We start from the raw sequence: 23,798 nt of genomic DNA, 5'->3' as shown, positions 1-23,798 counted from the left end.
ACCACATACAAAAGGAGTTGGCCCAAGTGTATTGTAGGGAATGCGGTGCTCAGATTAATGAAAAAGCCGTAGTGTGCCCCCATTGTGGCGTAAGACCCCTTAATAGTGATAGGTTCTGCCAACACTGTGGTAGACCGACAAAGCCGGAACAGGAAATGTGTGTTGTTTGTGGTGTCCGCTTACGTCGCACAAAGAATGAGGAAGAGTCATTGACCTTGGTGAAACTTGCCTCATGCTGCTTCCCCATCGTTGGGGCTGTGCTATATTTCGTTTGGAGAACAGATAAACCTGAAAGTGCCAACACGGCCTGCAAATGGGCGCTGGTAGGGGTGCTAGTCGTAGCCATTGTATATTTTGTGGCTTTATGCTTGGGGGGCTTTAGCTATTACATATGACGGTAGGGAGTGGTCGATTTGGGCTTTGGGAAGCTGCTCCAGGTAATGTTCTTGTGCCATCGTTTACCTGAGCGGTCTCTTTTCATCCGGGGATATCAGCTCCCTTTATGTGCTAGGTGCACCGGAATTTTGGTGGGATACATTTGTGGAGGTATATACGCACTGCTATATGGCACTTTGTCATGGAAGATAACATTGTTGTTTATGCTACCACTACTCATAGATGGAATGGGCCAGTATCTAGGGTTATGGATTAGCACAAATCCACGTAGACTTATATCAGGAATACTGGCTGGAATAGCCACCGATTTTCTGGTTTATCATATCGCTACTCTCGGATATAGGCATGGTATGCAATTAGCCAATTACATCGGAAAATGAGGTGTGGTCATGTTTTGCACGAACTGTGGTAAAGAGATTTCTCCCCGGGCGGAGTATTGCCCCCACTGTGGATTCCATCCTAAAAAGCACCGGAACTTCTGCGCTAATTGCGGTGTAACTACAACAGAGGCGCAAGAGTTGTGCCTGCAATGTGGTTGCCTACTAGGACAATCGGGCACGGCAAGAGTTGAATCATCCACAGCACTGCAACCATGGGTAGCCGCTCTTTTATCTTTTTTTATCAACGGCTTGGGTCAGATCATTCTTGGCCAGGTACACAAAGGAGTCGCTATGCTTTTTGGCGCCCTGATCTTTGGAGGTATCACTGGGGGTATCGGTATTCCCATTTACGCTATTTGCGTTTCGTTAGATGCCTACCTTATTGCCAAGAAAATAAACGAAGGCCAAGCTGTGGGACGGTGGGAGTTTTTCTGAGAATATGCAAGCAAACCCTGGCATCCTAAGACATAATCTGGGGTTGAATGCACCACACCAAAGACATGAAATGGCCTGCCCGCTATTAGTTAATTCTAGTGTGATGTTAGTATTCGTTAAAGAACTAAGGGGCAGACGCTACACACATCTACTTCAGACTGTAATCCCCTAGATGTACAAAAGCCCTTGGATTGTGTTTCGAACAAAGCCAAACTCGTTTACCACGAGTGATTGACTATGTTAGTGGTATTGCTCTTGAGCAAATTGCAGTATGGATTTAACCTGTACCTTAGATTTCCATCTTCGTTTAGCAAGGTAAATTATTTGAGCAACTTCGCCAGAGAGGTCAACAGCTATGCCACGATGCGCTTCGAATTTGACAATGCTTACCCCGTTTACGTAGATATACCTATGGGAGCCTACTGCGTCTCTGCGGAAACATTAATACGGAAAGGGAGGTACTACTTAGGAACCAGGAATACTGTATGAGGAAAACAATGGTAGGGGGATTACTATGAAGGTAGGGGTAATTGCGCTAATAGTCACACTTCTGGCGGGTTGTAGTAGTAACGTTTTCAGATACCGTTAAGAGTACTATTGACAGTCTAGGATACTATATGAAGCAGAGAGATGTCCCCGGTTTAGAATCCCTTTTTAGTGACGTAGTCTTGTATTATAATCTAGAGGAGGAGCAAACCGAAGCTCTTACACGAGACGAGCTGATGCAACCCATAGTATGGACCATTATGCTGTTTAAGGAAATTTCCCGATACAGAATCTATGATCGCACAACTATTAGCACGGAGCATTCTGTAATTGTTGAAGCACGGGTTGAATTCAAGGGAACCACCATTTTCGGTGAGACGGGTACAGTGGATTATCCGGTGATTATTGAACTAGCCTATCTCATGGACCAATGGTGGATTTGCGGAGTATCAGATCTATTCTAGTTTGTGAGAAGCGGGGCGCAAGCCCCGTTCATATCTGCCGTAAACCGCTAAATCCTCCAGCAAGTCTGTTCTCATTTCCGCGCAACGAAAAAGTCCTGGCTGCCAGAACAGGAGAACTCTATTCTCTTGGCCCAAGGGTTTGGATTCACAATTTGGGAAGAGGCTCATCCTTTTACCGATCAGGTGGTGGAGGAGTGGGACCTACTTTAAGCGAATGTCATTTTATAGGCGCCACTCCGGCGGGTGTCATTAGCATATATTCGGTTGCCCAGGGCATAGGTATTAGTATCTTTGCCCAAGTTGGGAGGACTTATGGATGCTGTCGGTATTTAGCGACGGATGGAAACGATTGGTTAGCCTAATCATGTCGGCGGTGAATCCGGTTACTCTGTTCTTTGTTGCCGCCGTAGAAGCCATTTTCTTTCCCCTGCCACCGGAAACCCTATTGATTCCGTTGACACTAGCTAAACCTAGATTTGGACTGCTCTTCGCCCTGATTTGTACCACTGGTTCACTATTGGGGGCTAGTGTTGGGTACTGGTTAGGAAGACAAGGCGGACGGCCTTTGGCAGTCCGCCTCGCGGGCAAAGAAAAGGTACAGTTGGTGGAGCGCTTGTTTGCCAAATACGGTGTATGGGCTGTGGGGATCGCGGGTTTTACCCCCGTGCCCTACCAGGTCTGTGTAATTACCTCGGGGATCTTCGTCTATCCATTTAAGTGGTTCATTTTGATCTCCGCGCTGACCCGGGGGACGCGCTACAGCCTGATTGCGTTGTTACTGATGAAGTATGGACGGCAGATGGTGGACTTTATTAATCAGTATTTTGAGCTGGTTACCGTAGGAGTGGTCGTTATATTGATTCTTGCCTATTTTGCCTACCGTAGGTTTCACGCGTGGGCAAAGAGGGTTTAGCTTAGGAGGGAAACTAGTGAGAATTGTGATCGCAACCGATTCTTTTAAGGGTAGTATATCTGCCAAGGGAGCCTGCGCTCGGATCAAACAGGGGATGGAAGAGGTCCTAAGTGCCCAGTATTTTACCGTACCCATGGCCGATGGAGGCGAGGGTACAGTGGAGGCCCTTGTTGCTGCACTAAATGGCCGGATTGTCTCAACGGAAGTGACTGGTCCCTTAGGAGAGAAGGTCCAGGCACATTTCGGTGTTCTCAAAGACAGAAAAACTGCCGTGATTGAAATGGCCGCAGCTTCGGGTTTGCCCCTTGTCCCCGACGGCTTAAGAAATCCTGAACTAACAACAAGTTATGGTACAGGGGAACTGATTCGAGCCGCACTGGATGAAGGGTGTCAGGAGCTAATTATTGGTATTGGGGGCAGCGCCACAAATGATGGAGGCGCCGGGATGATACAGGCCTTAGGAGGACACTTGCTTCGTAAAGATGGTACTTCCATTGGCTTTGGGGGACGTAGCCTACTGGAGTTGGACCGGATCGATCTGCGGGATTTAGACCCGCGGCTGGGTCAGGTGAAGATTCAGGTTGCCTGTGATGTGGACAATCCTCTCTACGGTCCAAAGGGGGCAGCCTTCGTCTATGGGCCCCAGAAAGGGGCGAATCCACAGCAGGTGGAACTTTTGGATGGGGCTTTGCGTCATTGGGCGGATATGATCAATAAGGGACTTGGTATAGACGTAGGCGATGTTCCTGGAGCCGGGGCTGCTGGTGGACTCGGTGCAGGATTCTTGGCCTTTACCGATGCCAATTTGCGACCAGGTATTGAAATTGTCATGGAAACAGTGGGCCTAGAAGAGCTAATCAAGGATGCCGATCTAGTGATCACTGGAGAGGGAAGCATTGATGGTCAAAGTGTACGGGGGAAGACACCTGTAGGGATAGCAAAGGTGGCTTCTAAGTATAACTGCCCTGTCATTGCTATTGTGGGTTCGGTGGGACCGGGCAGTGAACAAGTCCATGACTGTGGTATTACTGCATACTTCTCCATTATTAATCGCCCCATGTCATTGGCTTCGGCTATGGATAAAACCGGTGAGTTACTGGAAGGGTTGGCCGGACAGATTGGGCGTTTGATTAAAGCGTGGGTCTAGGTGTTACTTGTTTCTTCTTTTATGCGGTGGTTATGATATAATAACCGCAAGCAGTCTTTGGTACACCTGGGGGAAAGGGTGAAATGAGTGTATTTGGTTAGGAAAAGCGAGGAAATTGGGCCGCAGATTCAGCGGATTGAAGTTGAGGCACCTCTAATCGCAAAGAAGGTGAAACCCGGACAATTCGTGGTGATTAGGACTGATGAAGCGGGTGAACGCATTCCCCTTACCGTGGCTTCTGCCGATCAGCAAGAGGGGACGATTACGTTGGTGGTTCAGCGGGTGGGCAAGACCACCAAGAAACTGGCCAGTCTAAAAGTCGGTGAGCAGATCAAGGATGTGGCAGGTCCCTCAGGTATGCCTGCGGATATCCGCTATTTTGGCACTGTTGTCTGTGTTTCCGGGGGTGTGGGGAATGCGATCATTTACCCTGAGGCGAAGGCCTTTAAGGAGGCAGGTAACCGAGTACTTACCCTCATCGGGGCTCGCAGCCAAGCCCACTATTTTTTCACCGATGAACTGGAGAAGGTTAGTGATGAGGTCTTTTATGCCACCGATGATGGTAGCTTTGGGCATCAGGGTTTTGTTACTGATTTACTCTCGGAACTTATTGCGCAGGGTGAGACTATCGATCTGGTGGTGGCAATTGGGCCGATCATGATGATGCGGGCGGTGGCTAAGGTAACCGAGGCGAAAAGGATTAAGACAATTGTAAGTCTGAACCCCTTGATGGTGGATGGCACCGGTATGTGTGGTTGTTGTCGGGTTACTGTGGATGGACAGGTCAAATTTGCCTGTGTTGATGGGCCTGAATTTGATGCCCATAAAGTAGACTTCGATGAGTTGCTGGCTCGGAACTTGCAGTACGCCGAGGAGGAGAAAAGGGCCTTAGAGCATTCCCATAAGGGCAGGTGTGCATGCCATGGGTAAGATTCAGCCAAGGACCAAAATGCCGGTACAGTCTGCCCAGGAGCGGATCGAAAACTTCCACGAAGTTAACCAAGGTCTTTCGGTGGAAGAAGCCGTTGCCGAGGCGAAACGATGTATTCAGTGTAAGCATCGTCCCTGTGTTGCGGGATGTCCTGTAGGGATTGAGATTCCAGATTTCATTAAGCTAATCGCAGCGGAGCGTTTCGCTGAGGCACTGGACAAAATTAAGGAAAAGAACAGCTTGCCTGCTATTTGCGGTCGGGTGTGTCCCCAGGAACGGCAGTGTGAGTCAGTCTGCACCCTGGGTAAACGTTTTGAACCAGTGGCGATAGGAGCCTTGGAACGATTTGCCGCGGACTGGGGTCGCAATCATTCTGACACCACACAGGCAACTCCAAACACTACGGGACAAGCCCTTGGTAAGGTGGCTACTGTGGGTTCAGGGCCCTCTGCGATAACTTGTGCCGCCGAATTAGCTCGATTGGGGTATCAGGTGACGATGTTTGAGGCCCTTCATGAGCCTGGAGGTGTTTTGGTTTACGGCATTCCTGAGTTCCGATTACCTAAACAGATAGTCAAAGAGGAGATAGAGTACGTACAATCCCTAGGGGTTGACATAAAGACCAATGTGATTATCGGGAGGACTTTAACCTTAGAAGAGTTGTTTTCCGATTTAGGGTTCGATGCGGTTTTCCTAGGGGCTGGGGCTGGAACCCCATATTTCCTTGGAATCCCTGGGGAAAATGCCAACGGTGTTTTTTCCTCCAATGAGTTTCTAACCCGGGTGAACCTAATGAAAGCATATAAGTTCCCCGAGGTGGATACCCCGGTGAAGGTAGGAAAGAAGGTAGTGGTCATTGGCGGAGGGAATACGGCTATGGATGCTGCTAGAACCGCCCGTCGGCTTGGTGCAGAAGTGACTGTTGTTTACCGTCGTTCCAGAGAAGAGATGCCAGCCCGGGGGGAGGAGATAGTACATGCGGTTGAGGAAGGTATAGTCTTAGAATTACTGACTGTTCCCCACGAGATCCTGTTCGATGAGCGAAGATGGGTTACAGGCCTTGTTTGTGGCCGTATGGAGCTTGGTCCCCAAGGACCCGATGGGAGGCGTAAACCTGTACTTATACCGGACTCAAGCTTTGAGTTGCCGGCGGATACGGTCATTGTCGCCATCGGTCAAGGGCCTAATCCTTTGCTTGCGCAGAGTACCCCAGGACTTGCTGTTGATGCGCAGGGTAATGTAATTACCGAGGATGGGGTTTCTACGAGCCTTTCCGGAGTATTTGCCGGAGGAGATCTAACCGGTGGTGAGAGTACCGTGATTTCTGCTATGGGAGATGGGAAGAAGGCTGCGATGGCAATCCATAGGTACTTGCAAGCAGGTAAATAGCATTCAAGAAGACCGGGCCTTTGTTTAGAGATCCGACCCGGGGAAAGGAGAGGGATCATGTTAGGAAACATACTTGATGGGAAGGCGATTGCTGCTGAGATAAGAGCGAAGGTGAAAGAGGACGTTTCTAGACTGCAAAGTGCCCGAGGAATTACCCCAGGACTTGCGGTGGTGCTTGTTGGCGATGACGCAGCTTCTCAGATCTATGTGAACATGAAAAAACGTGCTTGTAACGAGGTGGGGTTTCACTCGAAGGAGTATCGTCTCCCTGCCAGTACCACCCAGGAGGAATTACTCCAGCTGATTAATCGGCTGAATGTTGATCAGTCAATCCACGGCATTCTAGTCCAATTACCGCTTCCGAAGCACCTAGATGAGAAGTATGTCATTAATACTATTAGCCCAGCTAAGGATGTGGATGGATTTCACCCGATCAACGTTGGTAAGCTTTCCACAGGGGAGCCTTCACTATTGCCTTGTACCCCGGCGGGGATCATGGAACTGCTAAGACGTACTAAGGTCGATCTATCCGGGAAGCAAGCTGTCGTAGTGGGAAGAAGCAATATTGTCGGCAAACCCACTGCCATGTTGCTTCTGAAGGAAAATGCCACCGTTACCGTATGTCATTCCCGCACAAAAGACTTAGCCGAAGAGTGTCGCAGGGCCGATGTACTGGTGGCGGCTGTAGGTAAGCCTGAACTGATTAAGGGTGAGTGGATTAAAGAAGGGGCTATCGTAATCGATGTAGGCATGAATCGGGTTGAGGGGAAACTGTTTGGCGATGTGGAGTTTGCATCGGCAAGGCAGCGGGCTTCATTTATTACGCCTGTTCCCGGTGGCGTTGGCCCCATGACAATTGCGATGCTCATGGCAAACACACTAGAGGCTGTAGGAACGGGTACAGAAACGGAGTAGTTATTTTGGAACTAGTTACTTTCTATGACGTTGATGATCTTCAAGGAGCAACACCTATTGCACAGGTCCAAGGATCTGTGGGTAGTACCATCCTTGCATTAGCCCGTCAAGGGGGAGTACAAATCGAGGCCACCTGTGCCGGGAAGGGGCGATGCGGCCAGTGTAAAGTACGTGTTCGAGGACAACTGGCGCCGGTGACTCCCACAGAAGAGAAAGTATTAACCAAAGGTGACTTAGAAAACAATATACGTCTAGCTTGTCAGGCGAAGATTAATGGAGAGGTCTCGGTGTGGGTGATAAAAACACCCAAAACCCACCAAATCCTTAGTAGTGGTCTAGAGCGGGACGTATCAGTCTTGCCCCTTGTTAGTAAAAGTTTCATCCACGTCTTAGAACCAACCCTTGATGATGATCGTTCCGATGATGAGAGATTACAGGAAGCCATCGGTTCTAAAGGCCAGATTCCCTTGGATGTTTTGATGACACTTCCTGGGCTCTTGCGTCGTGCCAATCACCAAGTGACAGTCATACAGCACCCAGATGGGATTCTTGGTATTGAACCTGGTGATACCACCGGTGACCTTTATGGTGTCGCCTTTGATATTGGAACCACTACGGTAGTAGGCAGTCTGGTTGATCTAAACACTGGTGAGGAGCTTGCCGTACACTCTCGCCTCAATGGGCAGGTGGTCTATGGGGCAGATGTAATCTCCAGGATTAACTACACTGTGGAAGAGGAGCAGGGTTTAAGAACACTCCAAGAGGCTATTGTAACTACCTTAAATGAGATTATTGCGGATCTAGTGAATACCGCGGGGATTAGTAGAGCGCAGATTTACCAAGTGGTGGCTGTGGGAAACACCTGTATGCAACATTTGCTTGTCGGGGTACCTCCCCGGTATTTGGCCGAGTCCCCGTACTCCGCGTGTTTCCGACGTACCCTTTCGGTAAGGGCCCAGGAGTTAGGTTTATCTGTCTATCCCGGGGCCATTGTATTGACCTTACCTAATATTGCCGGGTATGTTGGGGCCGATACCGTTGGGGTGATGTTAGCGACGTCAATTTACTCCAAAAACAAGCCCACATTGATTGTGGATATCGGGACTAATGGAGAGATAGCCCTAGCCTGTAATGGCAGAATGTTGGCCTGCTCCACCGCTGCTGGGCCTGCCTTTGAAGGGGCCCAGATTACCAAGGGCATGCGAGCCGCTCCCGGTGCGATTGAGGCAGTGAGACTAACCAAAGATGAGGTGGAGATTAAGGTTATCGGAAATGAGCAACCCATTGGTATCTGTGGTTCGGGTCTTCTTGATGCGGTGGCGGAATTACTCCGTTTGGGACTAGTTGATCAGACCGGGCGTCTGCTTGAACAAGAAGAGGTTCCTCAATCCTTCGATAATATCAGAAACAGATTGGTTACCTCGAATGAGGGTAATGGATTTGTTCTGGCTTGGGATCAAGACAATAGGCCCCAAGTTGTTCTAACCCAGCGGGATATCCGACAGCTTCAACTGGCAAAGGGAGCCATCTTTTCCGGGATCGCTGTACTACTTAAGGAAATGGAGCTCAGGTCAGAAGATCTTGAGGAAGTCCTTCTTGCCGGTGCCTTTGGTAACTATCTGGACAAGAAGAGTGCAGTGACCGTGGGATTGTTACCCATGGTTGCAGAGCATAAGATTACTTCAGTGGGTAATGCGGCCCGTAGTGGTGCCAAGCTGGCGTTAGTTTCCCAGGAAATGCTAAAGATGGCCCAGGAACTGGCCAGCACTACGGGACATATTGAGCTGTCTGGACGTTGGGACTTTCAGGAAACCTTCATGGAAGCCATGATGTTTCCAGATTATGAGCAAGTTCAGGCTTCTTTCCAATCCCATCGCAAGATATTCCCCTAAAAAGCAAGAAGCTACCGAGGAATTGAATCTATAAATGTCAAAAGAATATATGACAAAGGAGAGAATACCGTTGATCTTGATTGGTGAGCTGATCAACTCTAGTCGAAAGCCCGTTGCGGAAGCGATTGCCGCTCAAGACGCAGGTTTTATTCAGGATCTTGCCAAAGCGCAGGCAGCTGCAGGAGTCGATTATCTTGATGTAAACTGTGGTACCCATATTGCCGATGAGCCGAAAATGTTAGCATGGCTTACTAGGATTGTACAAGAAGTGGTGGACCTGCCCCTGTGTATAGACTCACCTAATCCCGAGGCCTTGGCAGCGGCTTTGCAGGTTCATCGGGGCAAGGCTTTGCTAAACTCCATTAGTCTTGAGAAGCAGCGATTTGAGCAAATGATCCCCATTGTTTCGGAGTATGGATGCAGCGTCATCGGCTTATGTATGGATGACCGGGGCATGCCGGAGGATGAGACCATGGCTCTGGAATGTGCCCAGATGCTCGTCGAAAGGCTGCAACAACGGGGTCTACCCGTAGAGGATATTTACCTCGACCCATTAGTACGACCCATCAGTACCAATTCTAAGTATGGGACGGTATTCCTTCAGACAGTAGCCGCTATTCGAAACAGGTTTTCAAAGGTTCACATTACCTGTGGGCTTAGCAATATTTCCTACGGATTGCCTAACCGGAAGCATTTGAATCAGGCTTTCCTGGTTATGGCTATGGCTTCAGGTATGGATAGTGCCATCGTGGACCCGTTGGATCGGAAGTTGATGGCCCTTGTCTATGCGGCGGAAGCTATCCTTGGGAAAGATGAATACTGTGCCGGTTATATTTCGGCGCAACGAGAGGGTAAGTTGGATAGTTAGTACTAATCTAGGGGGTAGTTGGAATGGCAGTTTTGCAGGATATTGCACAAGCTCTGATTAAAGGGGATGCAAACAAGGTTAAGAGTCTAGTACAGACAGCCCTTGACGAAGGCGTACGGCCGGGTCAGATTATCCAAGAAGGGCTAATCCCGGGTATGTCCGTGATCGGCGATCGGTTCAAGAGAAACGAGGTTTACGTGCCTGAAGTATTAATTGCCGCCCGGGCTATGCATGCGGGATTGGACATTGTAAAGCCCCTGTTGGCCGAGGGGGAGGTCCAAGCCACCGGTGTGTTTGTGATTGGGACCGTCAAGGGTGACCTCCATGACATTGGTAAAAACCTAGTGGCCATGATGATGGAAGGGGCCGGATTCAAGGTGATCGACCTTGGTGTGGATGTGGCTCCAGATAAGTTTGTGGCTGCGGTCAAGGAACATGATGCAGATGTTGTAGGCATGTCCGCACTGCTTACCACCACCATGGTGAACATGAAGGATACGGTTAAGGCCTTTGAAGATGCAGGACTACGGGATAAGGTGAAGATCATCATTGGTGGTGCACCAGTGACACAGAACTACTGTGCTGAGATAACCGCCGATGGTTACGCTCCTGATGCCAGTAGTGCCGTGGATGTCGCCAAGGAGTTAATTGGGGTAAATTAAGAGCTAGCCGGGAAAGCGGAGTCTTTCCCGGCTAGAACACATGAAGGGATGTGCTAGTTAACTTACCGTATTTGACCCCTCGGGTACTGATTAGCTTTCCAGCGATCTTCTCGATGTCCTGATTCTTACCCTTAAGAATTAGCACCTCCAGGCAAAGGGACTGATCCAAGTGTACATGAAGTGTGGAGATGATGTTTTGGTGGTAGTGATGCTGCAGGTCAGTTAGCCTATCGCTGAGTTCTCTAACGTGATGGTCATAAAGTAGGGTGAGTGTTCCTACGATCATTACTCCATTTTCCTCTTTTGCGTGGTCTGCCAGGTAATCCCTCATCATATCCCGGATGGCCTCAGAACGGTTTGTGTATCCTTGGTTGGTGATCAACTGATCAAATTTGGTCAAAAGATTGCTATCTACGGAAACCCCAAAACGGCTTAGTTCTCCTTCCATTACCAATGACTCCTTTCTATCCACCCAAGAGTAGTCGAGTGTATTGATGTTTAGGATTAGCCAGTACTGTTCTGGCAGGACCTTTCTCCAGGATCCTACCCCGTTCAATAATGCAGATCGTATCTGCGATTTTCCGAGCCAAAGCAGCGTCATGGGTGATGAAAAGCATCGAGAAACCCTTCTGGTACTGTAGCTCCTTGAGGAGACGCAGCAAATTCGCTTGGGAAGAAGGGTCCAGGAAAGAGGAGATTTCATCGGCGATGAGCAGCTTTGGTTCCATTACCAAGGCCCGGGCAATGGCCACCCGCTGCAATTGTCCGCTGCTTAGCTCCCTGCATTTGCGTTCAAGTAGGTTATCGCCTAGACCCAATTGTTCCACCGCGGTCTTTACCAGCTCTTGTCGTGTGGGCACAGGTAAACCCAGAAGAAGCAACGGCTCTTCCACAGCCGCAAAGACGCTAAAACGCTCATTAAGGGCTGCAATCGGGTCTTGGAAAACAATTTGGATGGCACCTTGCATAGAGGTTGCCCAATGACCCTGGATTCTGCGTCCGAGGAAGGAGACTAATCCCGCATCGGGGGTTAAGATCCCTGCCAAAACCTGGGCCAGGGTGGATTTTCCGGAACCGGTCTCTCCGAGTAAGGCCACTACTTCTCCGTGGGAGATCTCCATATCTACCTCACTTAATGCGCGCTGCTTATTGAAGGATTTACAGATGTCCTGTGCCCGAAGTAGCGTTGTGATCCCTCCCAAATGGCAGGCAATCTGGCGTCCCCCTTGCTCAAGCAATAAGGGCCGGGCACTTGCACATACCTTTTCTCTCTGGGTGCACCTACTGTAAAAGGGGCATCCTGCATGATTACCCTTAGCGTCCTGGGGCTTCATTCCCCATAATTCCTTGTAAGGATAATACTGGGGTGAGGAATTTATCAAACCTTTTGTATAAGGGTGGTTTGGTTTGTCTAGGATCTCCTTTGTGCCTGCCAGTTCCACGATGGTTCCTTGACACATGATGAGTGTCTTCTGGGTCATCCCCTCGATTAATGGTAGATCGTGCGACGCCACAAAACAGGTAAGGCCGAGCTTTTGTTGTAACCTAATCAATAGATCCCTAATTTGTCCTCGACTTAAGGGATCGATGGATGAAGTAGGTTCATCAATTAAAAGCAACTTGGGGTTTGCCCCAAGGGCCATGGCGATCAAGACCTTCTGCCTCATGCCTCCGGAGAGCTGATGGGGGAAGCTGTTGATGTGGGAGGGGTCTAGACCCACCGAGGAGAAAAGCTGCCCCACTGACTTGAGGTCCTGTTTCGATGTTCTAAGCACCTCTCGAATTTGCTCCCCCACGGTTAACACTGGGTTTAGGACCCTTTGGGTATTCGCGAAGACGATACTGATCTCCCGCCACCATAGTCTTCGCCGCTCCCCAAGGGGTAGCCTGAGGATGTTGATCCCGTTAAAGTAGACTGCGCCGGAGAGGGTGGCGTCCTGTGTGTAACCAAAGATGCTTTGTAGTAGGGTGGTTTTCCCGCATCCTGACTCGCCGATTAGCCCCGTAGCAGTGCCTGGATAAAGTACAAAGGAGACTTGATCCACGGCCCGTTGTCCTGATCTAAATGTTACTGTTAAGTTCTCAACCTGAAGCAGAGGATGTACCATGAACTACCGAACTATGCCACTGCCTGAGTTTCGCTGCAAGTAGCAACCCTCGGCTTCCCTCCTTTCTGTGGTATGGCGTTTATTAGGTTTTTGTTCACTTATGGCGACCTCAGTGCCATATAGGGCATCGATACTACGATAGAGCAAGGCCAAAGCGATGGCTACCCACGTAATAGCCAGTTGGGGACTGAGCAGCCACCACCTCCAAAAGTCTGTATGCCAGATGGCGGGGAAAGCCAAGGCATTTCGCATTATCTGTCCCCAGCTCGGTAGGCTTGGATCCCCAAGACCGAGGAAAGCCATCCCAGCTTCCGCCATAATCGCGCGGCTTGTGGTGCGGATTAGGGATAGACCCATTAAGGGGGCCAACTGGGGCAACAGATGTCGAAAAAACACATATAGTGGTCCTGCCCCATAGCTTCTTGCGGCTTTAACAAACCACTCCTCCTTGAGCCTCGCCGTGGAGGACCGGATTAGGCGTGCGGGCATCATCCATGAAAACAAGATAAGCACACCGATCGTATGGTTTAAGCTAGGACCCAACCACGCAGCTAGAACAATCATGACTAAAAACTGGGGGATCCCGAAGGTGATGTCAACCAAGCGCATCAAGAGTTGATCTATCCATCCCCCGTAGAAGCCAGCGGAAAACCCAATTAGTGAACCAATGAGTGTTGCACTCACGCCAACGCCAAGGCCCACGGTAATACTGATGCGACCTCCGAGAAGTAGTTGGGCGAGGATATCAAAGCCAAGATCATCGGTACCCAAAGGATGATCTTGGCTTGGACGCTGTAGCGGTGGGCCCGTTGAACGATCATAGGCAGTGGGGTAGATCCAACTACCGAATAGAGCGCATAGAATGGCTACCACTAGCATCAATATGCCTAGATATCCTGACCAAGATAGCCGCATAGCAAAACTCCTAACGTGCCCGGGGATCTAAACGGTAGCAAAGAAGGTCCCCAAGGAGGTTCATGGTGACAACAGAGATTGACGTAACAAGCAGGATACCCTGCATTAAAGGATAGTCACAGGCCAAAACGGCCTGCTGCAGTAGGCCGCCAATCCCCGGATAGGCAAAGAGATTCTCAACAAGAACGGCGCCGCCTATCATTGTGCCCAAGGAGGTCAGTGTTCGAGTGATAACCGGTACCAAACAATTCTTCAGTCCATGCTTAAACAGACGGGTTTTCCCTGGTAGTCCCTTAAGGTATGCTGTGTGCATGAACTCTTCGTTAAGTGTGGCAACCATAGTGTTGCGGCTCAGCAAGAAACTGCTACCTAGTCTGCTTAGGGCCAAAGTGACAACAGGCAAGGCGGCGTGATGGAGAATATCTAGTAGTTGACCTGGTCGGCTTCCATAGGAAGCAAAATGGGTCATGGCACCGCCTAGGGGAAACCAATGCAGCCGGGCGCCCAATGTAAATAACAACAGCGTACCAATCAGGAACACCGGGGTTTCCGCTAGGCAGACGAGGAAGAAGTACAGTGCCCGATCAAACCAACTACCTTGGCACCATGCCGCCCAACTACCCAGAATAACCCCCACAAGCGAACTAAGAAGGATACCTGAACCTACTAAAAGCACGGTCCAGCCGAGCCTTCTTAGTACCAAAGAGGCCACGTCCTCTTTGAAGTAAATACTTTTGCCCAGTTCTCCCGTCAGGAGTCCCTGCCAATACTTTAGATACTGCCGACTTAAGGGCTCATCAAGACCGTAGTAGCTTGTGAAGTAATCAAGCTGTTCGGCGGTGAGTACGCTAAAGGATTGATCTGTATTGACCAATGTAAGTAAGGGATCCCCGGGCAATGCCCGGGGTAATATGAAGTTCAAGTTAAACAGGACAAACAAGGTTAACCCGTACTCCAGTAACCGATGTGGTTTACTCAAATTCTAAGTTTCCTCTCTAATCCTGATTTGATCAAGGATGCACCAGATAGGACATGTTACAATGGGTCGGTTCATGGTGATCAAACATGTATACCCAGCCATCGAGTTTCTCCCGGTTATATACAAAGTAGTCGGTGGTACAAAACAGAGGGATCTCCGGTATGTTTTCTGCTATCAGGTTTTGCAGCTGATTGAGATAGTCCTGGCGAAGACTTTCATCTGTAGTCTTCCTTTGTTTTAGACATAGTCTATTAATCTCATCGTTAGCAAAGCCTACGGAAGACACCTGGGAGATCATCTGACCAGCTTTTTCCTGAGCGAAGCGGATGCGTAAGTAGTCGGGATCCATCCCCATCCCACCATGCCCGATTAAGCCAAGCTGGTACTGGCCGGTTTGAATGAGCGTATCCTTTGTTTTGGCATCGACACTTCGAATATTAAGCTCAATTCCCATCTCGGCCAGCTGTTCTTTCAGTAATTGGCCAATACGCGCTTCCCGCTCTCCCGCTACCAGTATGCTCAAACTTGGTATTGCTATCTCTTCCTCTGCGATGAGTTGTTTTGCCAACTCGGGATCATAGGGATAGTCGATTACTTGGGGGTTATAGTTAATGTGATCCACCGGCAGAATACCATAGCTGCCTAAGACGCCTGCTCCCCGGGCAATCTTTTCCACTAATTGTTGGCGATCGATACCGTGGGCTAAGGCTTGCCGGAATTTAATACTTCCCAAAGGTTCAACATTCATGTTAAATAGCAGCCGATAACCCCAGAACCCCGGATTTTGCATTACCGCAAATTGTTCAAGGTCGGCAAACAGTGATATGGCATCCGGTGGTATCGTTGCAGCATCCAAGTCACCTTGCAGCAGAGCTAAAGTCTCATCGCTCACAGGTACGAATTCAATGGCTGAGACCTTTGGAGCTGGACCGAAGAAGTCGGAGTTTTCCACAAACCGATAAGTTCCGTGCTCCCTGTTATATTGCTCAAGCTTGAAGGGGCCGGTACCAATGAAAGCGCTTGGCTCTAAGAAACCTATTGGGTCTTCAATATTCTCGTAGATATGCTTGGGTATAATACGCACAGAACCAAGCTTGCCGAGCATGGCTGCATCCGGAAAATCAAGGTGAACGATGAAACTATCTTCCTCAACAGACATGGTGATGTTCTCTGATGTGATATGGGCTTGTACCGGAGGATGTCTAAGCGCGTACTCAAAGGAGAAAAGTACATCCTCAGGAGTAAGCTTCCTACCATCATGCCATTTTACACCCTGGCGTAACTTAAAAACATAGGTTCGCCCTTGATCCAATACTTGGTATCCTGTGGCAAGCCAGGGGATATATCCGGACCCATCTCGTTCGAGGAGGCTATCAAAGACAAGTTGCATCTTGTACACGCCCGGTCCCCGGGAGTAATGTAGATAGGGTGCCGGAGGGCCCCAATCACCGCCGGGTAAGCGGAGAACCGGTTTTAGTGATTCCTGGGGCTCACCACCGATGTATTGCTGAGTTGGCCTTAGAAACCAGGCTACTAGTCCCGCGATCAGGGCTGCACATAGCACAAAGATACAGAACATGAGGTTCTTTTGTTTTCTAAGCATAACATCATAGACAACAATACCTCAGATTTCTATCCGAAGCATTATTGTCCCACCACCTTTCATAGATAATGCCTTTCCTTGTTTTCCGTAATAAGACAGTGTGTTCGCCCTAATCTGCTGCTTTCGGTTCTAAAGTGAGCACAGGGCTAAGTAGTTGCAGCTTTAATATCCAGCACCGGGGTTTTCGCGAAGGCATCTAACCCCTCAACGGTGATTACATTAGCCCGACGATTAATCAGTCTTACTTTAGTAACGCCAATGGGATTAGGTCTGTAGGGACTTCGGGTGGCAAAGGAGCCCATCATCGGCTGGGTTTCATCGCCGAAACGATGCCCTTGGAGCCCGGTGCGTTTAGGTAAATAGTTCATCCAATACAATACCGAAAGATAAGTGCAATCTTCAATCCTTAAAAGCCCGTCTATGTATTGTTCTTTGATGTGAATCTCTACCACCTTGGGGAAAGGGTAGAGTCGGCTCGGGCCAATGACCTTGGGGGCAGACACTTCTCTTCGGTAATGAACATAGCCAATGGGTTCTATCTGAATCACGGTTCCCACAGCCCCTCTTGATTTAGTTGAGTTCCTGGGTTAGGAAGCTACCAGCGTTTAAGATCCTCATAGGCACAGGGGATACAACAGAGTTTTCCGTCCCTTATGCGGAGCTTTGCTTCGCTAACGGATTCATCACAGAAACTACAAGGATAGGAGCGGTGCATACGCGCCTTAGGCGGCAGCTTCAATTCCACTTCCTCGACTTTAGCAAACAGCTCTTCATCCATGGAGAGAATGTTCTCGATACCTACATCCTTGGGCCAACTCAGGTTGCGCACGGCAATGCGGATGGCCTTATTCTCGGTTCTTAGCCCAAAGGTATAGACTTGTTTTCCGTAGTCCTGCAAGAGGAGGTTGCCCTTGCCTAATGTGGCGCCCGTTGTAACCGAGATGGCATCGACTGCACAAGAAGCATTCTCAACGATAGCGATAATCTCCTCATCGATTGCCCGCCGGGATGCTAGCTTGTCCAAGGCAATTATCCCCACTCGATAGCCAATAGCCAATCCTTTACAGGTATGGCCATGAAATTGTATGCACCGGTTCCACATACCAAACCAAACCTCCCGTAATACGAAAATAAACTTCGTGTTACTGACAGTATAGGTTAGAATCTCAAATACTGTCAAGTCAGTGAAAGAGTAGAGACTGATCGAAAAGATGCAGAGGGTTTGGCCCGTTGGTTGCGAAGTGGAGAGCTTACTCCTGTTTAGGTCCCGGAAAGAACACGAAGCATTCAGGGACCTAGTCCGGGCAAGACAGACTGCCAAGGAGAACGTTTATTGTCAACGGCAGCGAATTTGTAAGATGCTCCCACGTTTGGGCCTGAGTTGCAATCCGGAGTTACCATCACTGCTGTTGCGATCAAGCCATTCAAGAGCAGTGCTGCAGAGAGTTCATCCGTGGAGATCTACCTAAGCAACAGTGATAGTGCTTGGTTGGTTGAACGGGTAGATTGGGGAGCTTTCTACCAGTTGGCATCAACTACAGAGGAATTGTTTTAGAGACAGACTAGGTTGCTTTATCCGGCATCAGGCAAATCGAGACATTTTGCGCAGATTGGCTCCCCGAGAAATCCAAGTTAAGGAGCTCCCCCAAGACTTACTTAAACGTATGGGGACGAGGTACAATCTCACTGAAGGCCGCCACAGACTCCCAACTGAACCTACCATACGTCAAAGGTTGTCGGTTCCGCAGTCAGATCCGTACTTACCACAATGGACCATTGGCCGGTGAGCTTCACTAGGACAAAACGTAGTTCCTGGCAGAGCCTTTGCCCTCACAGCAGGTCTAGACGCAAGTAAGCGCCTGGATCATACATCTATCTCCTTCCCCTGGGAAATTGCTTACATGTTCTGACGACGAGGTCCTGTGATAACCCCTTGTTTTCTGAGGTTAGGTTAATGCAAGGGTCATGTTTGGGTGCCAAGTGGGCAACCTATGCCAAGTATGATATACTTTGCAGTAGTCAGAAGAATGCTAGAGTGCTTTCCAAATAGCGTGCAGGAATTTAGACAGAAGCCGTCGAATTAGCAAGAGATCTGTTTTAGTACCTGGTACTAAATTAGCAGTGCAAAACATATGGGGCGCATTTGGGTACGGGGTAGCTTGCGCCACCTCAAGACGAATGGGGGCAAGAATCCTATGGAGTATTTCTTAACTGAAGAGCAGCAGATGATCAAAGAGCTTGCGGCTCGCATTGCCGATGAAAAGGTGGCGCCGGTGGCGCTGGAGTTAGATGAAACTGGTCAGTTTCCTTGGGAGATTATGAGGATCTTGGCCGATACGGACCTGTTTGGGGTGTGGGTACCTGAGGAGTACGGTGGCTTGGGCGGGGGAGTCTTTGAACAGTCCCTAGTTGTGGAGGAGCTTTCTCGGGCTTGTAGTGGTGTTGCAGTAAGCTATGCAGCCAGCGGACTTGGTGGATTTCCCATCTTACTGTTTGGTTCCGAGGAGCAAAAACAAAAATATATGCCCCAGATTGCTTCTGGGAAGAAACTTGCGGCCTTTGCTGTAACCGAGGCCAATGCGGGTAGTGATGCTAGTGCCATTAGTACCACCGCAACGCTAGATGGAGATCATTACGTATTAAATGGTACCAAGCAGTGGATCACAAATGGCGGTGAGGCTGAGATCTATACGATCATTGCCATGACCGATCGAAATAAAGGGGCCCGGGGAGCTAGTGCCTTTATAGTGGAGAAGGGTACCGAAGGATTTAGCTTCGGTAAGAAGGAGAACAAAATGGGCATCCGTGCCTCAGCAACCCGAGAGTTAGTCTTCGAGAACTGCAGCATTCCGAAGGAAAATTTACTGGCCAAAGAGGGAATGGGTTTTATTGTGGCGATGAAAACCTTCGATAAGACCCGACCTGGTATTGGGGCCCAGGCCGTAGGTATTGCCCAAGGGGCCTTAGACTATGCGGTGAACTATGCCCGGGAGCGAAAGCAATTTGGCAAGAGCATCGCCTCTTTCCAGGCGGTTTCTCATATGTTAGCCGATATGGCCACACAAATCGAGGCGGCCAGAGCGTTGGTATACGCTACTGCCCGGATGATCGATTCCGGTGCCAAGAACGTATCTAAAGAAGCGGCAATGGCCAAAGTCTTTGCTTCGGATGTGGCCATGAAAGTCACCACAGATGCGGTACAAATCCTAGGCGGTTATGGCTATATGAAGGAGTATCCTGTGGAGAAGATGATGCGGGATGCGAAGATTACGCAGATCTATGAAGGTACGAACCAGATTCAGCGGAATATTATTGGGCAAGAACTGATTAAAGAATCCATGCGGGGTTAGGTTTTGCCATAGATAGGCAGGTGGATTTTGTGAATATTGTTGTTTGCATAAAGCAGGTGCCGGATCCTAGTCAAGCAAAGATAGACCCAAAGACTGGTCTTGTTATTCGGGCGGGAGTTAAGAAGATCCTTAATCCTTTTGATTTGTATGCCATTGAAGAGGCGGTAAGGCTTAAAGAAGCCCATGGTGGCAAGGTTACTGCTCTAAGCATGGGTCCTCCCGATGCGGCGGAGGCCCTAAAGGAAGCAGTGGCGATGGGAGTCGACGATGCAGTACTGTTAAGTGATCGCGCCTTTGCCGGGGCGGACACCCTCGCAACTTCCTATACATTGGCATTGGGTATAGGGAAAATAGGGGCCTTTGATTTGATTATCTGCGGGCGTCAGGCGGTTGATGGGGACACAGCGCAAGTAGGACCAGGTATAGCAGAGCAGTTAGGGATTCCTCATGCTACCGATGTCCGGCGTATTGTCTCAGCGGATGATGGCCAGCTTGTGGTGGAGCGGATGATCGAAAACGGATACGAGACAATAAGAATGCCTCTACCGGCCCTTATTACCGCGGTCAAAGAGTTGAATGAGCCAAGGATGCCTTCATTAAAAGGCATGATGCGTTCGAAGAAAATGCAAGTGCCCATCTGGGGTCCTGGGGATATCCAAGCAGAGCCAGAACGGATTGGCAGTAATGGTTCTCCCACCCAGGTTTACCGGACCTGGGAGCCAACTAGAAAGATTACAAGTCAGATGTTGGAGGGTACGCCCCAACAGCAGGCCAGGGCTCTTCTAGAGAAACTAGGCCAAGTACAATGATGCCTTAAGAAGGCGGTGAATGCAAGTAATGTCGATTAGAGTAACCGATGCGTGTATTGGGTGTGGTAGTTGTATAGATGAGTGCCCCTTTGGCGTGATCAGCATGGAAGGTGAACGGGCTGTGATCGGGGACGGTTGTACCCTATGTGGTGCCTGCGCCAAGATCTGTCCTGTGGAAGCAATCATCATAGAGCGAGGGCAAAAAGAAGCCAAAGCTCCTGAGGGTAAGGATGTCCTAATTTTCTGTGAGCAGCGCAATGGCCAGGTGGCCGATGTTTCTTACGAATTGCTTTCGGTGGGGCGCATGCTTAGCGACAAACTAGGGGCGCAACTGACGGCGGTAATCTTGGGGGAGGGCATTAAGGACCACGCTCAGGACTTAGTAACCTATAGTGTGGACCAGGTTTACTACTTTGACCATCCACAACTTAAGCTGCCCCATGAAGAGAAATACGTGAGCCTGATTACTGACTTAATTACAACGATCAGACCATCAGTTTTCCTGATTGGTGGTACCACCCTTGGACGGTCCATCGCTCCGCGGATTGCCACCAGATTAGGTACTGGTCTAACGGCGGATTGCACTGGTTTTGATTTGGATGAGGCGGGTAACCTAATGCAGACCCGGCCGACCTTTGGCGGTAACTTGCTAGCGACCATCATTTGTCCAAATCATAGGCCCCAAATGGCCACCGTTCGTCCTAAGGTGTTCTCCATGCCGGAGCGGGTGGCAGATTATCCGGGACAGCTAATAGAGATGGCTGTGCCTGAGGATTTAAAGGCACTGAGTGAAATTCTCTCTGTTACGGAACAGGACGATGAGACAGCAAACATTGCCGAGGCGGAGATTATTGTTGCCGGTGGACGGGGAATGGGTGATGCTAAGAATTTTGCCCTTTTAAACGAGCTGGCAAAGCTCTTAGGTGGAGCAGTAGGTGCCTCGCGTGCTGTCGTTGACGCTGGGTGGATACCCTATGCCCATCAAGTAGGACAGACGGGAAAGACTGTTAAGCCAAGGATTTATATTGCCTGTGGCATTTCCGGAGCTATTCAACATTTAGCCGGGATGCAGTCTTCAGATGTCATTGTGGCGATTAACAAAGATGCCAATGCCCCCATCTTCCAGGTGGCGGACTACGGAATCGTGGGAGATGTGTTAGAGGTGATTCCTGCTTTGATCAGTGAGTTGAAGGGTAAGGGTTGATCTAGACAAGCAACAAGTACTGCTTCGCCCTCAAACTCGTTAAGTTCCGGGGGAAATAGGATAACTAGGGCCAAGAGGGCAATTAACACTCCAATTACAAGGACGAAGAGAAAGCCCGGTGAGGTCAGAAAATAGATGAATCGATCCTTGATGTTAAGTGGGGGCAAAGCCCGGTTAGACCAAGGCATTCCCTCTTCAAATTTATCCGGGTATTTGCGTATTACAGCAGCTTCCTTGTTCTCCCGGAGTCGTTCTTGGTAGATCTCAATAAAACGGGATTTATCTTCTAGCATACCTACAAGTTCCTTTTTGGGAGTCATCGACTCCCCTTTTTTCTTATTATTCGCCCCACACATGATAAACATACGGTATGTTTACCCTTTGCATAGGAAATAATTTCTACTGAAGAAATAAATTAAGGGGTGGATATACAGTGTCGGGGCGAAGTACATCGGAACGTAGACTTATTATTGCTTTGTCGGTCATGGTGGTATTGAGTGTGGCTACAGGAGTAGTTCTAGGCTCCTTCTTACATGCAAAGTGGCCGTGGACGTCGATTGACGAAGGACACCTAGCCGGGCAGGCCACCGGTGGGGAAGATCCAACTGTTGCCGTAGTGGAACAGGTGGGGCCTGCGGTGGTCAAGATTGTGACCACCCGGGATCTCATATTAGATAACTTCTTCTTCCAGATTGTTGAAGAACGGGAAGGCATCGGTTCCGGGGTTATTGTGGACAAAGAAGGAACCATCCTAACCAATAATCATGTGATTGCTGATGCGAAAGAGATTACGGTATTTCTGCCAGATGGCAGGAGCTTTCAAGGCGAGGTCATTGGTAGAGATGAGTTCTCGGATCTAGCTGTAGTACAGATCCAAGGGGATAATCTGCCCACTGCCACCTTAGGATCATCCGGTGATCTACGGGTGGGAGAAGCAGTAATCGCCATCGGTAACCCCTTCCGTTTTGATAACTCAGTTACCACCGGAGTAGTAAGTGCCTTAGGACGGGACATCACCATCGATCCCCGTTCAGGATTAGATCTACAGAACATGATCCAGACCGATGCATCGATCAATCCCGGTAACAGTGGTGGTGCACTACTGAATACTAGGGGTGAGGTTATTGGGATTAATACAGCAATCTACCAGCCTGGCCAAGGGATTGGGTTTGCAATTCCCATCGATAGTGCTAAGGATGTTATGGAGCAGTTGAAACAGTACGGTAGAGTAGCCCGACTAGGGGCCCTCGGTGGTACCCTTACCCCTGAGATAGCCAAGGAACTTGGTCAAAGACTAGGGTATGAAGTACCCTCAAAGGGAGCCTATATCCTATCGGTACGGGAGGGAAGTCCCGCGGCTGAGGCGGGTATTACGAGTGGTGATACCGTTATCAGTGTCAACGGAACACCGATCTCTACGATGGATGAGCTAGTAAAGAAAGTGCGCAGCCATGCCCCCGGTGATAAGCTAAGGATAGCCTTAATCAAAGAGGGGGTAAGAAGGGAAACCACAGTCACTTTGTAAGTACCACGGCAGTAGTACGTGAAGTAATCCCTGGCTAGGCTACTTTACGTACTTACTTTCAACAGTCGATTCTAGCACCGCATGCCTATCAGTACCTCTGTTACAACTCTTACCAAATAACCTATTTGAAACCACAAACCGACCTAAAGCGACTACTGTATTAGTAAATACGCTACTTGAAAAGTATTCACAACGTGTTACCAATCAGGGACTGGATTCGGCCCGAAATTTGGTGCATTCTAGTTGTAGTGAGACTCCCTACCACCTTAATTCCGTCCGAGTTTACGGAATGTCAATCGAGATTGGTATGAGTCAAGAATTTACGGGTTCAGGTAGGTGATCGCGAACGCGACGGATACCGCGGGTCCCATGAGAGAGAAGGGAAAAGAAGGGATCGAGAGGCTCAATCTCCAATATAGGAGATAAG

The 23,798-nt window shown here is 49.3% G+C and carries 23 protein-coding genes; 15 read left to right on the top strand and 8 right to left on the bottom strand.

Annotated features, from left to right (window positions below):
- Window positions 1–440 precede the first annotated feature (440 nt).
- The 11 genes from M0Q40_08865 to M0Q40_08815 all read left to right on the top strand — a co-directional run bounded on the left by M0Q40_08865 (window position 441) and on the right by M0Q40_08815 (window position 10,878).
- A complete protein-coding gene (locus M0Q40_08865) occupies window positions 441–776 on the top strand; it encodes a DUF2085 domain-containing protein (GenBank protein MCK9222716.1) in 336 nt (111 codons plus the stop codon).
- A gap of 9 nt (window positions 777–785) precedes the next feature.
- Window positions 786–1,211, top strand: coding sequence for a zinc-ribbon domain-containing protein (locus M0Q40_08860; protein ID MCK9222715.1), 426 nt, complete (start codon window positions 786–788; stop codon window positions 1,209–1,211).
- A 617-nt stretch (window positions 1,212–1,828) separates the two neighbouring features.
- Window positions 1,829–2,161 carry a hypothetical protein gene (locus M0Q40_08855; GenBank protein MCK9222714.1) on the top strand — a complete coding sequence of 111 codons (333 nt, stop codon included), beginning with the start codon at window positions 1,829–1,831 and terminating at the stop codon, window positions 2,159–2,161.
- Between the two features lie 316 nt (window positions 2,162–2,477).
- The gene (locus M0Q40_08850; GenBank protein ID MCK9222713.1) at window positions 2,478–3,074 is read left to right on the top strand and encodes a DedA family protein; all 597 of its coding nucleotides are present in this window, start codon (window positions 2,478–2,480) and stop codon (window positions 3,072–3,074) included.
- A 16-nt stretch (window positions 3,075–3,090) separates the two neighbouring features.
- On the top strand, window positions 3,091–4,221 hold the full coding sequence (locus M0Q40_08845; GenBank protein ID MCK9222712.1) for a glycerate kinase: 1,131 nt from the start codon (window positions 3,091–3,093) through the stop codon (window positions 4,219–4,221).
- Window positions 4,222–4,308: 87 nt separating this feature from the next.
- Window positions 4,309–5,151, top strand: coding sequence for a sulfide/dihydroorotate dehydrogenase-like FAD/NAD-binding protein (locus M0Q40_08840; GenBank protein ID MCK9222711.1), 843 nt, complete (start codon window positions 4,309–4,311; stop codon window positions 5,149–5,151).
- Window positions 5,144–6,541 (top strand): NADPH-dependent glutamate synthase, encoded by a 1,398-nt coding sequence (gltA, locus tag M0Q40_08835; protein MCK9222710.1) that lies wholly within the window; start codon window positions 5,144–5,146, stop codon window positions 6,539–6,541. Before M0Q40_08840 ends, gltA begins: the two co-directional genes overlap by 8 nt.
- Window positions 6,542–6,598: 57 nt before the next feature.
- Window positions 6,599–7,456, top strand: a complete 858-nt coding sequence (gene folD, locus M0Q40_08830) for a bifunctional methylenetetrahydrofolate dehydrogenase/methenyltetrahydrofolate cyclohydrolase FolD (GenBank protein ID MCK9222709.1) — start codon at window positions 6,599–6,601, stop codon at window positions 7,454–7,456.
- Window positions 7,457–7,461: 5 nt separating this feature from the next.
- The gene (locus M0Q40_08825; protein MCK9222708.1) at window positions 7,462–9,348 is read left to right on the top strand and encodes an ASKHA domain-containing protein; all 1,887 of its coding nucleotides are present in this window, start codon (window positions 7,462–7,464) and stop codon (window positions 9,346–9,348) included.
- 70 nt (window positions 9,349–9,418) lie between these two features.
- A complete protein-coding gene (locus tag M0Q40_08820) occupies window positions 9,419–10,216 on the top strand; it encodes a methyltetrahydrofolate cobalamin methyltransferase (protein ID MCK9222707.1) in 798 nt (265 codons plus the stop codon).
- 23 nt (window positions 10,217–10,239) lie between these two features.
- Entirely contained in the window at window positions 10,240–10,878 is a 639-nt protein-coding gene (locus M0Q40_08815) for a corrinoid protein (protein ID MCK9222706.1), read from the top strand.
- 31 nt (window positions 10,879–10,909) lie between these two features.
- Here M0Q40_08815 and nikR read toward each other — a convergent pair whose 3' ends face one another.
- From nikR to M0Q40_08780, 7 genes are all read right to left on the bottom strand, one after another.
- On the bottom strand, window positions 10,910–11,326 hold the full coding sequence (nikR, locus tag M0Q40_08810) for a nickel-responsive transcriptional regulator NikR (protein ID MCK9222705.1): 417 nt from the start codon (window positions 11,324–11,326) through the stop codon (window positions 10,910–10,912).
- Between the two features lie 16 nt (window positions 11,327–11,342).
- Complete coding sequence (locus tag M0Q40_08805; protein MCK9222704.1) at window positions 11,343–12,923, bottom strand: ABC transporter ATP-binding protein; 1,581 nt, start codon at window positions 12,921–12,923, stop codon at window positions 11,343–11,345.
- A gap of 66 nt (window positions 12,924–12,989) precedes the next feature.
- Entirely contained in the window at window positions 12,990–13,901 is a 912-nt protein-coding gene (locus tag M0Q40_08800; GenBank protein MCK9222703.1) for an ABC transporter permease, read from the bottom strand.
- Between the two features lie 10 nt (window positions 13,902–13,911).
- Complete coding sequence (locus tag M0Q40_08795) at window positions 13,912–14,880, bottom strand: ABC transporter permease (GenBank protein ID MCK9222702.1); 969 nt, start codon at window positions 14,878–14,880, stop codon at window positions 13,912–13,914.
- Between the two features lie 31 nt (window positions 14,881–14,911).
- Window positions 14,912–16,483 (bottom strand): ABC transporter substrate-binding protein, encoded by a 1,572-nt coding sequence (locus M0Q40_08790; GenBank protein ID MCK9222701.1) that lies wholly within the window; start codon window positions 16,481–16,483, stop codon window positions 14,912–14,914.
- A gap of 146 nt (window positions 16,484–16,629) precedes the next feature.
- The gene (tsaA, locus tag M0Q40_08785; GenBank protein MCK9222700.1) at window positions 16,630–17,031 is read right to left on the bottom strand and encodes a tRNA (N6-threonylcarbamoyladenosine(37)-N6)-methyltransferase TrmO; all 402 of its coding nucleotides are present in this window, start codon (window positions 17,029–17,031) and stop codon (window positions 16,630–16,632) included.
- 47 nt (window positions 17,032–17,078) lie between these two features.
- On the bottom strand, window positions 17,079–17,585 hold the full coding sequence (locus M0Q40_08780) for an FmdE family protein (protein MCK9222699.1): 507 nt from the start codon (window positions 17,583–17,585) through the stop codon (window positions 17,079–17,081).
- 1,093 nt (window positions 17,586–18,678) lie between these two features.
- Here M0Q40_08780 and M0Q40_08775 point away from each other — a divergent pair.
- The 3 genes from M0Q40_08775 to M0Q40_08765 are packed head-to-tail and all read left to right on the top strand — an operon-like array spanning window position 18,679 to window position 21,846.
- The gene (locus M0Q40_08775; protein MCK9222698.1) at window positions 18,679–19,833 is read left to right on the top strand and encodes an acyl-CoA dehydrogenase family protein; all 1,155 of its coding nucleotides are present in this window, start codon (window positions 18,679–18,681) and stop codon (window positions 19,831–19,833) included.
- 29 nt (window positions 19,834–19,862) lie between these two features.
- Window positions 19,863–20,642, top strand: coding sequence for an electron transfer flavoprotein subunit beta/FixA family protein (locus M0Q40_08770; protein ID MCK9222697.1), 780 nt, complete (start codon window positions 19,863–19,865; stop codon window positions 20,640–20,642).
- 28 nt (window positions 20,643–20,670) lie between these two features.
- Window positions 20,671–21,846, top strand: coding sequence for an electron transfer flavoprotein subunit alpha (locus M0Q40_08765; GenBank protein ID MCK9222696.1), 1,176 nt, complete (start codon window positions 20,671–20,673; stop codon window positions 21,844–21,846).
- On the opposite strand, the gene M0Q40_08760 is transcribed toward M0Q40_08765, so the two are convergent.
- Complete coding sequence (locus tag M0Q40_08760) at window positions 21,777–22,211, bottom strand: hypothetical protein (GenBank protein ID MCK9222695.1); 435 nt, start codon at window positions 22,209–22,211, stop codon at window positions 21,777–21,779. The two genes, M0Q40_08765 and M0Q40_08760, sit on opposite strands and share 70 nt — an antisense overlap.
- Before the next feature lie 68 nt (window positions 22,212–22,279).
- On the opposite strand from M0Q40_08760, the gene M0Q40_08755 reads away from it, so the two are divergent.
- Window positions 22,280–23,371 carry a trypsin-like peptidase domain-containing protein gene (locus M0Q40_08755; GenBank protein ID MCK9222694.1) on the top strand — a complete coding sequence of 364 codons (1,092 nt, stop codon included), beginning with the start codon at window positions 22,280–22,282 and terminating at the stop codon, window positions 23,369–23,371.
- Window positions 23,372–23,798: the final 427 nt, after the last annotated feature.

The organism is Limnochordia bacterium (assembly GCA_023230925.1).
Taxonomy (GTDB): domain Bacteria; phylum Bacillota; class Limnochordia; order DUMW01; family DUMW01; genus JALNWK01.
This window is presented reverse-complemented; position numbering and strand designations above follow the sequence as displayed.